The 12,350-nt window shown below is 71.2% G+C and carries 11 protein-coding genes; 8 read left to right on the forward strand and 3 right to left on the reverse strand.

All coding sequences use genetic code 11. The features are described 5' to 3' along the window. Positions 1-84: 84 nt before the first annotated feature. Complete coding sequence (locus tag ACIPXC_RS06615; RefSeq protein ID WP_401614141.1) at positions 85-1,233, reverse strand: glycosyltransferase; 1,149 nt, start codon at positions 1,231-1,233, stop codon at positions 85-87. Continuing rightward, on the reverse strand, positions 1,230-4,109 hold the full coding sequence (locus ACIPXC_RS06620) for a CDP-glycerol glycerophosphotransferase family protein (protein ID WP_401614143.1): 2,880 nt from the start codon (positions 4,107-4,109) through the stop codon (positions 1,230-1,232). Before ACIPXC_RS06620 ends, ACIPXC_RS06615 begins: the two co-directional genes overlap by 4 nt. A 180-nt stretch (positions 4,110-4,289) precedes the next feature. On the opposite strand from ACIPXC_RS06620, the gene ACIPXC_RS06625 reads away from it, so the two are divergent. From ACIPXC_RS06625 to ACIPXC_RS06655, 7 genes are all read left to right on the forward strand, one after another. Then, positions 4,290-5,285: a glycosyltransferase family 2 protein gene (locus ACIPXC_RS06625; RefSeq protein WP_401614145.1), complete on the forward strand. Its 996-nt coding sequence runs from the start codon at positions 4,290-4,292 to the stop codon at positions 5,283-5,285. Next, positions 5,282-5,719 carry a GtrA family protein gene (locus ACIPXC_RS06630; protein WP_401614147.1) on the forward strand — a complete coding sequence of 146 codons (438 nt, stop codon included), beginning with the start codon at positions 5,282-5,284 and terminating at the stop codon, positions 5,717-5,719. Before ACIPXC_RS06625 ends, ACIPXC_RS06630 begins: the two co-directional genes overlap by 4 nt. Positions 5,720-5,797: 78 nt before the next feature. After that, complete coding sequence (proB, locus tag ACIPXC_RS06635; protein WP_401614149.1) at positions 5,798-6,925, forward strand: glutamate 5-kinase; 1,128 nt, start codon at positions 5,798-5,800, stop codon at positions 6,923-6,925. 105 nt (positions 6,926-7,030) lie between these two features. Beyond that, positions 7,031-7,432 (forward strand): hypothetical protein, encoded by a 402-nt coding sequence (locus ACIPXC_RS06640; protein ID WP_386457730.1) that lies wholly within the window; start codon positions 7,031-7,033, stop codon positions 7,430-7,432. Positions 7,433-7,714: 282 nt separating this feature from the next. Beyond that, entirely contained in the window at positions 7,715-8,998 is a 1,284-nt protein-coding gene (locus tag ACIPXC_RS06645) for a glutamate-5-semialdehyde dehydrogenase (protein WP_401614151.1), read from the forward strand. A 77-nt stretch (positions 8,999-9,075) separates the two neighbouring features. Beyond that, positions 9,076-9,651 (forward strand): hypothetical protein, encoded by a 576-nt coding sequence (locus tag ACIPXC_RS06650; RefSeq protein WP_401614153.1) that lies wholly within the window; start codon positions 9,076-9,078, stop codon positions 9,649-9,651. Between the two features lie 68 nt (positions 9,652-9,719). Beyond that, positions 9,720-10,874 (forward strand): hypothetical protein, encoded by a 1,155-nt coding sequence (locus tag ACIPXC_RS06655; protein WP_401614155.1) that lies wholly within the window; start codon positions 9,720-9,722, stop codon positions 10,872-10,874. On the opposite strand, the gene ACIPXC_RS06660 is transcribed toward ACIPXC_RS06655, so the two are convergent. Continuing rightward, positions 10,858-11,952 (reverse strand): M48 family metallopeptidase, encoded by a 1,095-nt coding sequence (locus ACIPXC_RS06660; protein WP_401614157.1) that lies wholly within the window; start codon positions 11,950-11,952, stop codon positions 10,858-10,860. The two genes, ACIPXC_RS06655 and ACIPXC_RS06660, sit on opposite strands and share 17 nt — an antisense overlap. A gap of 139 nt (positions 11,953-12,091) precedes the next feature. On the opposite strand from ACIPXC_RS06660, the gene ACIPXC_RS06665 reads away from it, so the two are divergent. Then, on the forward strand, positions 12,092-12,259 hold the full coding sequence (locus ACIPXC_RS06665) for a hypothetical protein (RefSeq protein WP_401614159.1): 168 nt from the start codon (positions 12,092-12,094) through the stop codon (positions 12,257-12,259). Positions 12,260-12,350 lie beyond the last annotated feature (91 nt).

A 12,350-nucleotide genomic window follows, 5' to 3' on the forward strand; every position in this document is an offset into this window, starting at 1 on the left:
GCACCGCCCCGGCCGTACGACGAAGCCGCCCGCCCCGGAGGTGTCCGGGAGGGGCGGCTTCGCCGTGTCACGTGCGGTGTTCGCTCAGCGCTCCAGGAAGGAGAACAGCTCCTCCCACCGGTCGGTGATCTCGGTGCTGGAGTAGCGCTTCACCGAACGGAAGGCGTTGTCCCCGAGCCGGTCGCGCAGCTCGCGGTCGGACATCAGCGCGTGCAGGTGTCCGGCGAGCTCCATCGTGTTGCCCAGCCGGGCCAGCAGACCGTCCTCGCCGTGCTCGACGATCTCCCGTACGCCCGGCGCGCAGTCGAAGGCGACCGGAGCCACACCCGCCGCCATCGCCTCCAGCAGGGTGATCGGGAAGCCCTCGGCGCGCGAGGCCTGCGCGAACACCGAGGCCTCGCGCAGCGCCCCGAGCACGTCGTCGGTGCTGCCCATCCACTCGACACTGTCGTCGAGGCCGAGCGTGGTGCAGTGCGCCCGCAGCGCCGCCTCCTCCACGCCCGCGCCGTAGATCCGCAGGACCCAGTCGGGGTGCTGCGGGGCGGCGTCCGCCCACGCGTCGAGCAGCAGGTCGACGCCCTTCTCGAAGGCGAGGCGGCCGACGCTGGCCACGACCTTCCCGGTGCGCGGAGCGGGGGTGGCGGGCATGAAGGGGATCGGGTTCGGCATGCTGCCGACGTTCTCCATGCCGGCCCGGATCCACAGGTCCGCGTCCTCGGGGGTGAGCACCAGCAGCCGGTCGACCTCCGGGTAGTACCGCCGGACCCGCTCGGCGCGGGTGGACTTCTGGCTGGCCTCGAACGACTCGTGGCTCATGCCGATGACGGACAGCCCCTTGGTGTCGGCGAGCGCCACCCACTCCATGGCCCAGACCTGGGTGACGATGACGACCCCGCCCGGGCGGGCCCCGCGCAGCAGCTCGCTCAGCCGGTCCGCCTTGACCTGCATCTGCGCCCGTCGGGCCGCCTGGCGGCGCCGCTCGGGCGCGTTCAGGCGGCCCTTGATGCCGCGCAGCCGGCGCGCCGACGGCGGGTGGGCCTCGTACAGCGTGGTCGTCGCGTAGGGCAGGTCCTGCGGCAGCTTCTGCCGGATCTCCTCGGCGACGGGCGTGATGCCGACGATGTGCACCCGGTGCCCGCGGTCGGTGAACTGCCGGGCCATCTGGTGCGACCAGGTGGTCACGCCGCCGATCTCGTCGACGCTGTTGGAGACGATGAAGATGTCCCGGCTCACTTGCCGCTCCTGGTGAAGAACTTCTCGACGATCTGGCGGGCCGCGTCCCCGCGGTCGTACTCGCCGAACTCGGTGAGGAAACGCTGCCGCGCCTCCGCGTACTTGGCGTCCGCCTCCTCGAAGGCCGCCAGCGCCTGCAGGAGTTCGTCGGCGGTCGCCACCACCGGACCCGGAGCCTTCTCCTTCAGGTCGAAGTACGTGCCGCGGATGTCGGTGGCGTACTCCTCGTAGTCGTACGCGAAGAACACCATCGGCCGGTCCAGGACCGCGTAGTCGAACATCACGGACGAGTAGTCGGTGATCAGTCCGTCGGCGAGGGCCAGCAGCGGGGTGATGTCGTGGTGCCGCGAGACGTCGACGACCCGGCCGGCCACCGACGGCGGCAGCGAGACGCTGTTGAGGTAGTGGGTGCGCACCAGCAGCGTGAAGCGGTCGCCGAGCCGGTCCGCGAACTCCTCCACGTCGAAGGGGAAGGTGAAGCCCTCCACCGTGCCGTCCGCGCCCGCCCGGAAGGTCGGCGCGTACAGCAGCACCTTCTTGTCCGGGTCGATGCCCAGTTCCGCGGCGAGGGCGCCGCGTACCCGCTCGCCGCTGTCCGCCTCGGCCCGGTGCGCCTCGACGAGGGCGTCGTTGCGCGGATAGCCCGTGCGCAGCAGGACCTCGTCGCGCAGCCGGAAGCCCTTGGCGAGGGTGCGGACGTCGTGCTCGGAGCGGATCAGGAAGTGGTCGAAGCGGTCGACCGCCGCCTGGAAGCGGTCCTGCCCGGCCCGGCCCTGCGCCTTGGTGCGGGGCTCGTGGAAGCCCATCCGCTTGAGCGCGGAGCCGTGCCAGGTCTGGATGTACGTGGTGCCCGGCCGCTTGGCGAGGGCCAGTGGGAAGCCCTGGTTGTCGACCCAGAACTCGGCCTGGGCCAGGGCGCGCAGGTACTGCCAGCTCCAGCGCTTGACCAGGGTGGCCTCCTTGGGGAAGCCGGTGGGCCTGGCGCCCGCGTACGACCAGATCGCCTCGAAGGGCGCGCCCTGGCGGACCATCTCCTCGTAGACGGCCTTCGGGCTGTCGCTGTACTGCTTGCCCATGTGGCTCTCGAAGACGACCGTGCCCTTCTTGATCGGCAGCTTCGAGAAGACCTCGTGGTAGATCCGCACCTTCTGCTCGCCGGAGCCCAGGTTGCGCCGGGCCCGCAGCGCCTTGCGCAGACCCCGCTTGACCACGCCGGCCGCCTTGCCCTGCATGGCGTTGTTGATCAGCGACTGGGTGCGGACGGCCGCGGCGCCCTCGGCGGTCAGGACGTAGGAGAGGTTGCCCTTCTTGGTCATCTCCGCCGTGAAGCGGTCGGAGACCAGACGGGTCAGCCGCGGCCGGACGCGCAGCCGGGCCGCCGAGTCCAGGTCGAGGCCGCCGACCGAGACGCGGGTGATGATCTTCTCGCCGCCGGCGGTCAGTCTGAGGCGGACGTCCCAGACGGCGTCGATGATGCCGAGGGGCCGGACGGTGCCCCCGATGTCGGCGGTGGTGCGCCACTCGATCGTGTCACCGGCGTGGCGCACGCTCGCCACGGGGAAGCTGAAGGAACGCACGCCGACCTGGCGGCGGGCCCGGAGCTCCAGCGTGGCCTTCAGTTCGGCGTCGTCGGCGATGCGGCCCAGCGGGTTCACGACGGTGCCGGACAGCGTGACGGTGCCGCGGCTGTCGTCCTCGTAGGAGGTGAGGCGGTTGCCCAGGGTGAGGGAGGGGAGCGGGGTGGTGTGGAAGCCCAGCTCGGTCACGTCCAGTATCCGCCGGGCCTCGGCGGCGTCGGGGCCGTCGATGTGCTGCGCGCACCAGTAGACGCGGCCGTCGCGCTCGGCGAGCGGGGAGGTCAGCCGGCCCTTGTTGATCATGGCGTCGGCGGCCGGGAGCAGGTTATCCCAGTCCTCCTTGCCCAGCAGGTACGCGCAGATCGCCTGGAGGTGGGTGACGTGCTCGTACGCCTCCGGGTCGATGCCGGCGAGGTAGCCGTTGGCGAGGCCCGCGAACTCCTGGCGGTACTCGTCGCTCAGCAGCGGCAGGTCACGCAGGTGCAGGACCAGGTCGTGCTTGAGGAACTTGGCGTCCTTCGCGGACTTGATGTCCGTGTGGCCCTTGGCCGCGAGCAGCTCGTCGACGCGTCGGTGGATCTCCATCCGGTGGACGAAGTTCGCGATCTCGTGGCGCCGGTTGCTGATCGACTTGGCCGCGGCCTTCTCGACCACGTTCCAGAAGTAGACGTGGTTGGGGATCAGCGTGATGCGCCGGGCCGCCACGTACGCCTGCGCCGAGAACAGCAGGTCCTCGTAGTGGATGCCGACGGGGAACTCCAGGCCCTGCTCCAGCAGGAACGCGCGCCGGTAGCACTTGTTCGTGGAGAGGGTGTCGTAGACCAGCAGGTCCGGGAACTCGGTGATCGACTCCAGGGTGCGCGTGCGCGAGTAGATCCAGGGGTACCACTCGGTGGTCTTGCCCCACCGGTTGTCGAGGTGCACGCGGACGCACATGCCCGAGACCAGGTCGGAGCCGGTCCGCTCGGCGGCGGCCAGCATGTTCCGGCAGGCGTTGCGCTCCAGCACGTCGTCGCTGTCCAGGAACATCACGTACGTTCCGGTCGCCTGCTGGATGCCGTGGTTGCGCGGCGCGCCGCAGCCGCCGCTGTTCTGCGGCAGCTGGAAGGCACGCACCCTCCCCGGGTGCGCGGACTCGAGTTCCTGGGCGACCGCGAAGGAGCGGTCCTGGCTGCAGTCGTCGACGATCACGACCTCGACGCCCTGAAGCGTCTGGTCGAGAACCGACTGGACTGCTGTCGACAGACGCTCTGCGTCGTTGTAGACGATGACGACCACGGAGACGTCGGGCACGTGCACCTCGATCCCTTCGTTTCGTTCCGCTCATTCCGCTTATCCCGTCAAAGCTACCGTGTGCCGCCCTCGGCTCAGGCAGGGCGACCCTCCCGGCGGCTCCTCTCCGTGCATACTTCTAAGGAAGAGGTGAGAGGCGGGTCCGGTCGCCGACAATCACCCGTTCGGATCCAGCAGGAAGTGTTCATGACCAAGCTGTCCGTAGTTGTCCCCTGCTACAACGAAGAAGCCGCCATCGACCGGTTCGACCTGGAGATCCGCAAGGTCCTGGACGCCCTCCCCGTCGAGTACGAGGTCTGCTACGTCGACGACGGAAGCCGCGACGGGACCCTCGACAAGCTCCGGAAGATCGCAGCGGAACACGGCGAACAGACCCGCTATATCTCCTTCAGCCGCAACTTCGGCAAGGAGGCCGGCATGCTCGCCGGTCTGCGTGAGGCCGCCGGCGACGCCGTCGTGATCATGGATGCCGACCTGCAGCACCCGCCGGAGCTCATCGCGACCATGCTGGAGCACTACCGGCAGGGCCACGACCAGATCATCGCCCGCCGTACGCGCGAGGGCGACAAGAAGGTGCGCTCCGCGCTCAGCCGCCTCTACTACCGGGGCGTCAACCGCTGGGTCGACGTGGAACTCGCCGACGGAGTCGGCGACTTCCGGATGCTGTCCCGCCCGGCCGTGGACGCCCTGCTGTCCCTGCCGGAGTACAACCGCTTCTCCAAGGGCCTGTTCTCCTGGATCGGCTTCGACACCGTCCACTTCGACTACCGCAACGCCCAGCGCGAGGCCGGCGAGACCAAGTGGAAGTTCGCCTCCCTGCTCAACTACGGCATGGACGGCCTGATCTCCTTCAACAACCGGCCGCTGCGGATCGGCATCTGGTTCGGCGTGTCGCTGGTCGCCCTGACCGGGCTGTACGCGCTGTGGATCATCGTCATGGCGATCACCAACGGCGTGGACTCCCCGGGCTACGTCACCCTTGTGGCCATCATCACAGGCCTGGGCGGCGTCCAGCTGATCATGCTGGGCCTCGTCGGCGAGTACATCGGGCGCATCTACTACGAGACCAAGCGCCGGCCGCACTTCCTGGTGAAGGAGTCGCACGGCGCCGGAACCCTGCCGAGGACCGCGGGCACCACCCCGGCCGCGGAGCCGACGATCGTGGAGCGCAGCGCCCGATGACCCGCACGGAACAGCTCGGCCAGGTATTCCGTTTCGCCCTCGTGGGCGGGGTCAACACCGGCACCTTCTTCGGTATCTACCTCCTCCTGCACCCGTGGATGCCGTACTTCGCCGCCTACTCGCTCGCCTTCGGGCTGGCCATGGTCGGCTCCTTCTTCATGAACACCTACTTCACCTACCGGACCCGGCCGACCTGGAAGAAGTTCCTGCTCTTCCCACTGACGAACGTGACCAACTACGTCATCCAGTCCGTCGGCCTGTACGCCCTGGTGACCTGGGCCGGGATGGACACCCGGATCGCCCCGCTGGTCGCGGCGATCGTGGCCATCCCGTTCACCTTCCTGCTGTCCCGCAAGATCCTGGTGCCCGGCGCCGCCCGGGCCGCCGAGGGGGACGAGCGCCAGGGGCGGGCCAGGACCTCGTCCACGGTCTGAAACCCCTGAGCGGCTCCGGTCCGCCACCCCGTAGATTGAGGTGGCAGGCATCGAAGGCAAGGGGCAAGGGGAAAGAACGTGTCAGCGGCTAGGCAAGGTGTCGTGGACGCCCGCAGGATCGTGGTCAAGGTCGGCTCCTCCTCCCTGACCACCGCGGCCGGCGGACTCGACGCCGACCGGGTGGACGCGCTCGTCGACGTCCTGGCCAAGGCCCGCAGCGGCGGTGAGAAGGAGATCGTCCTGGTGTCCAGCGGAGCCATCGCCGCCGGGCTCTCCCCGCTGGGCCTGCGCCGGCGTCCCAAGGACCTGGCCCGCCAGCAGGCCGCCGCCAGCGTCGGGCAGGGCCTGCTCGTCGCCCGCTACACCGCCTCCTTCGCGCGGTACGGCCTGCGCGTCGGCCAGGTGCTGCTCACCACCGACGACACCAGCCGCCGCGCCCACTACCGCAACGCGTACCGCACCCTCGACCAGCTGCTGGCCATGGGCGCCCTCCCGGTCGTAAACGAGAACGACACCGTCGCCACGGACGAGATCCGCTTCGGGGACAACGACCGGCTCGCTGCCCTCGTCGCCCACCTCGTCCGCGCGGACCTCCTCGTCCTGCTCTCCGACGTCGACGGCCTCTACGACGGCGACCCGTCCCTGCCCGGCACCACCCGCATCGAGGAGGTCCGCGGCCCCCAGGACATCGCGCACGTTTCCATCGGCAGCGCGGGCAAGGCGGGCGTGGGCACCGGCGGCATGGTCACCAAGGTCGAGGCGGCCCGGATCGCGGCAGCCGCCGGGATCCCGGTGGTGCTCACCTCCGCCAGCCAGGCCGCCGACGCCCTGGCGGGCCGGGGGACCGGCACCTTCTTCCACGCCACCGGGCGCCGCTCCGCCGACCGGCTGCTCTGGCTCCAGCACGCCTCGACCCCCCAGGGCCACCTGGTCCTCGACGACGGGGCGGTCAGGGCGGTCACCCAGCGCGGCAGCTCGCTGCTGCCCGCCGGCATCGCGGCCGTCGAGGGGGACTTCGTGGCCGGGGACCCGGTGGAGCTGCGTTCTGCCGACGGCCGCGCCGTGGCCCGGGGCCTCGTCAACTTCGACGCCAAGGAGCTCCCGCAGCTCCTGGGCCGCTCCACTCGCGAGCTCGCACGGGAACTCGGACCTGCGTACGAGCGGGAGGTCGTCCACCGTGACGATCTGGTCCTGCTCCAGGGCTGAGGTTCGGCAAAACCGCAGCGCGACCGCCCGGGGACTGGTCAACTGTGATGGGCGGAGCAGGCGGACACGCGTAGCGGAGACAGGAGACGGCTGGTGAGACGAGCACTGACCAGCGTCGGCACGGGGGACGGTGACGGCGGCGGCCACGAGCACGAACAGGACCAGGGATCGCGCCTGTGGCATGTGACCCTGAGCGTCTCCGGCAAGCCGGCCCCGCTGTCCGAGGTCCGGCGGGGACTGGAGCAACTGGCCCATGACCACCCGTTCCTCCTGACCAGCCGGTACGCCGACGACCACGCGGAGATCCGCTACTGGGAAGAGGCCCGTGACCTCCACGACGCGGCGGCCGTCGCCCTGCGCCTGTGGGGCGAGCACCGCTCCTCGGCGCAGCTGCCGCCGTGGGAGATCGTCGGCCTGGAGGTCATCGACCGGCCCACCTACCACCTGCGCGTCGCGGAGGGCTACGGCCCGCCCCCGGCCCATCCGGTGGGCGTCCACCCGTACTGACCTCGAAGCCCCGGCTCTTCCGGCCCCGCCGGCGTTCGAGGAGCGCGGTCCGGGGCGGAGCCGGGGCTCCTCCGGCCCGCCCGCGTAAGAGGCGCGGGGTCCGGGGCGGAGCCCGGCCTCTGCCGGCCCCGCCGGCGTGTGAGGCAGGGGGCCGGGCAGAGCCCGGGAAACGGAGAAAGGGCGGGGCGGGGGGACGGCTCCGCGCAGCGGCACCCCCCGAGGCCCCGTCTCGCGGGATGGAACCCCGTCGGCGGGGTACCGGCGTGGGCTTACCCTGGCCGCATGACCTCGCTCGACGACGCCACCGTCACCTCGCCCGTCCTCGCCACCGCGCACCGCGCCCGGACCGCCGCCGCGGCCATCGCCCCACTCCCGCGGTCCGCCAAGGACACGGCCCTGCTGGCGATCGCGGACGCGCTGGAGGCCCGTACCGCCGAGATCATCGCGGCCAATGCCGTGGACACGGACAAGGCCCGCGCCGCCGGCACGAGCGAGACCGTCATCGACCGCCTCACCCTCACCCCGGAGCGGATCGCCGCCATCGCCTCCGACGTACGGGACGTCGCCGCCCTCCCCGACCCCGTCGGCGAGGTCGTCCGCGGCAGCACCCTGCCCAACGGCATCGACCTGCGGCAGATCCGCGTCCCCCTCGGGGTCGTCGGCATCATCTACGAGGCCCGCCCCAACGTCACCGTCGACGCCGCGGCGCTCTGCCTCAAGTCCGGCAACGCCGTCCTCCTGCGCGGCAGCTCCTCCGCCTACGCCTCCAACACCGCCCTCGTCGCCATCCTCCGCGACGCCGCCCTGAGCACCGGTCTGCCCGCCGACGCGATCCAGCTCGTCCCCGGCGAGTCCCGCGACTCCGTCCGCGAGCTGATGCGCGCCCGCGGCCTCGTCGACGTACTCATCCCGCGCGGCGGCGCCTCCCTCATCAGGACCGTCGTCGAGGAGTCCACCGTCCCGGTCATCGAAACCGGTACCGGCAACTGCCACGTCTACGTGGACGCCCAGGCCGACCTCGACATGGCCGTGGACATCCTCATCAACTCCAAGGCCCAGCGGCCCTCCGTCTGCAACGCCGCCGAGACCCTCCTGGTCCACCGCGAGATCGCCGACGCCTTCCTGCCGCGCGCCCTCGACGCGCTCGCCGACGCCGGCGTCACCGTCCACGGAGACCCTGCCGTCCTCGCCGCCGCCGAGGGCACCAAGGCCAACGCCCTCCCCGCCACCGACGAGGACTGGGCCGCCGAGTACCTCTCCTACGACATCGCCGCGGCCGTCGTGGACTCCCTCGACGACGCCGTCACCCACATCCGCCGCTGGACCTCCGGCCACACCGAGGCGATCGTCACCACATCGCAGGCCGCCGCGCGCCGCTTCACCCAGCTGGTCGACTCCACCACCGTCGCCGTGAATGCATCCACTCGGTTCACCGACGGTGGCCAGTTCGGTTTCGGTGCCGAGATCGGCATCTCCACGCAGAAGCTGCACGCCCGGGGCCCGATGGGGCTTCCCGAGCTCACCTCCACCAAGTACATCGTCACCGGCGACGGTCACGTTCGGTAGTCCCGCCACCAACCCCGGGTGGCCGGAATTCGGCGTACACCCTGCCCAACGGTGCCCCCCGGGTCTACGCTGTTCCCGTGCCGGACGACGTGGGGGGCAAGCCGTTCCCGGACGACGGGACCCCCGAAGACGATGCAGACGACCGCGGAGGCGCGGAAGAGTACTTCGCCTCCGTGGTGTTCGACGAGGACTTCGTCCGGAACGCCGAGATGCACGAACCGAGCGCCGCCGAGCGCCAGCGGGCGGCCGACCGGGCGCGCGCGGAGGCGGAAGCCGCCCGTGCCGTCGCCGGCGGCTGGACGGGCGACGACGACCACGACGGCTACGGCTATGGCCACCCCGACGGGTACGACGCCGACGCGTACGCCTGGGAGCGCGGCGGCGACCACGAGCGGGGCCACGGCCACCCCGACGGCCCATACGGAGCCTACGGCGGCAGCCTGCGCCCCTACCGGGGCCGCGCACCATGGCTGCGCCCCGTCGCCTGGGTGCTCGCCTTCGTAATGGGCCTCGGCATGGTCGCGCTCGCCTTCAGCGCCGTCTACCGCAGTGCCTCGGGCGAAGCGGACCCCGCTCCGGCGCCCGCCAGCACCCCCAGGCGTGAAGTCACCGGCGTCGGCGCGTTTACGTACCCCTCAGTACGCCAACCCTGAAAGTACGACCCCACTCGCGTTCGCCGGAGCTGGGGGCTTCTCTGAAGCGGGGACAGCGGGGAGAAGCGATGGCCGTGCCAGGAGATCCACCCAACGGCGCCCCCGACGGCACCGGCGGGGGCGACGACGACTTCCGGTCGGACGACTTCCGGTCGGACGAGTACCGATCCGTGGTGTTCGACGAGCACTTCGTCCGTGCCGCCCGGCTCCAGGAGTACTCCGCCGAGGAACGCATGGGCGAGCACGCCCGGGCCGTCCGCAGCCGGTCCATCTGGTCCAGCGGCTCCGCGCCCCGGACCAGCACCCCCGGCCGGGGCGCGCGGCAGGGCATGCTGCTCGTGCTGCTCATCGCCACGGCCTTCGCCGTCGCCGTCTACCTGGGGCTGCGCAACCCGTACGTGCCCCCGCCCGGCGGGCCCGCCCAGGCGCTCACCAGCACCGTGGTGCCGCTCGCGCCGGCCGACGCCGTGCCCGGCGGGTTGCCGCCCGAGCTGTTCGCGAAGAGCCCCGCCGCCGACTACCGGGTCGGCGCGGCCGGCATCACCCTGCCCGCGGTGCGCCGCACGCACCACTTCACCGACGTCCAGGTCGTCACCGCCCTGTCCGTCGCCAAGGACTACCTGGTGCAGTCCTCGCTGGACCCCGACGTCCTGGCCGGATCCGTCACCCGGCCCGTGCGCGTGCTGCTCGACCCCGACCAGCTGGCGCAGTTCGACCGCAGCATGACCTCGCCCTCCGGCGACGGCCGGCACGCGGTCACCGGCTGGCTCGTCCGCTTCGATCCCGCCACCGCCGTGATGGCCGACTCCCGGGTCCGGGTGAGCGGCACCCTCGCCTTCGAGGAGGTGGCCCAGGACGTCCTGGAGGTCACCACCGATCACACCTTCGTGTACGCCGTACGGCCGGCCACCGGGGCCACGTCGGCGGCCGACGGGGCGTCGCTCTTCACCGTCCGGCGCGAGCTGCGGATGCGCTTCGACCGCGACGACCTGAGCGCCCGCCGGCTGGAGCTGGTATCGGCCTACGTGATGGCCGGACCGCAGGACTGCTCCGCCGACCCGGCCGGGGGCTTCCGCCCGCTCCTGGCCGGGGCCGGCCCCACCACCGTGGGACCGGCCGCGAGCGACCCGTACGCCAGCGGCCATCCCCGCCGCTCGGCCGGGCTGTGCGGCGTACTGGCCCCCTCCGCGACCCCGGGCGCCCCGGTCAGCCCCGCCCCGTAGCACCCCCCGTAGCACCGTCCTTGCCCTCGGAGGCCGTGTCCGTACCGGAGCCGCCTGCGGCGCCGGTGAACTTGTCACGGAGCCTGCCGCCCATGTCGGCCGCCCCGCCCGCGATGTCGCCCACCAGCTTGAACAGCGGGTCCTTGCTGGTGCGCACCGAGTCCGCGTAGTGCGCGGCCGACTCGCGGAAGGAGTCCGTGACCGAGGCGTCCTTGTCCTCCTCGCGCCGCGGATAGTGGCCGTCCATGATCCGCTGGTAGTCCCGGCTCTGCGACCACTTCCTCAGCTCGGCCGCCCGGACCGTGGTGAACGGGTGCGTGCGCGGCAGCATGTTGAGGATCTTCAGGACGGAATCCCGCAGGTCGCCGCCCTTCTCGTACTCGTCGGCCTGCTCCAGGAAGGCGTCCACGTTCATCTCGTGGAGGTGGTTGCCGCCCGCCAGCTTCATCAGGCCGCGCATCGAGGCGGTCACGTCCTGCCCCACCAGCAACCCGGCCCGGTCGGCCGAGAGCTCCGACTTGCGGAACCATTCCCGCAGCGCGGTCACGAGCGTCATGATCGCCACGTTGCCCAGCGGGATCCATGCGACCTTGAGCGCCAGGTTCGTCAGGAACAGCAGGATCGTGCGGTACACCGAGTGCCCCGACAGCGCGTGACCCACCTCGTGGCCGACCACCGCCCGCATCTCCTCCTCGTCGAGCAGCTCGACGAGGCTCGTGGTCACCACGATGATCGGCTCGTCCAGCCCGATGCACATGGCATTGGGATGCGGGTCCTGCTGCACGTACATCTGCGGGACCTTCTCCAGGTCCAGGATGTGACACGCGTCGCGGAGCATCGCGTGCAGGTGCGGGAACTGGGTCTCGCCCACCCGCACCGAGTCCGACAGGAACAGCAGCCGCAGGCTCCGCTCCGGGAGCAGCCCGCTGAGGGTCTTGAAGACCGTGTCGAAGCCGGTCAGCCTGCGCAGCGCCACCAGCGCCGAACGGTCCGCCGGGTGCTCGTACGCCCGCGAGGAGATACCGGGGAACCTCCTGCGGTCCCGCGCCGGTACCTTCTCGAAACCCGTCTCCGTCATTGCGCCCTCCCCTGGTCGACCTGCCGCACCATGCGTCTATCCTCTCCAACGCCTGAGTCGGCGCGAGCGTGCCCCGGGCACCCGCATACGATGTGAGCGAAGTCTCCGCCCGCTCCCCGACTCGATAGGTACCTGCCTGATGAGCCTCTCCTCCACCGCCCACAACCTGGTCGTCCTCGCCTCGGAGGGGGCCGAGCAGCACGGCGGTAACCACGACAGCCTCAACCCCTACGTGACCGGCGGCGCCGCCTTCGTCATCCTGATGCTGATGCTCTGGGTCACCACGCGCCTGAACCGCGACCGCTAGGGCGTGTTTCGAAAGTCCCGCCTGCCCCGCGACGCCTGGTACGCACGCTCGCCGCGTTGTCGGGATCGTCCAAGTACGCCCAGTACGAGGA

The sequence above is a fragment of the Streptomyces sp. NPDC090021 genome, assembly GCF_044748225.1.
In the GTDB taxonomy this organism is placed as follows: domain Bacteria; phylum Actinomycetota; class Actinomycetes; order Streptomycetales; family Streptomycetaceae; genus Streptomyces.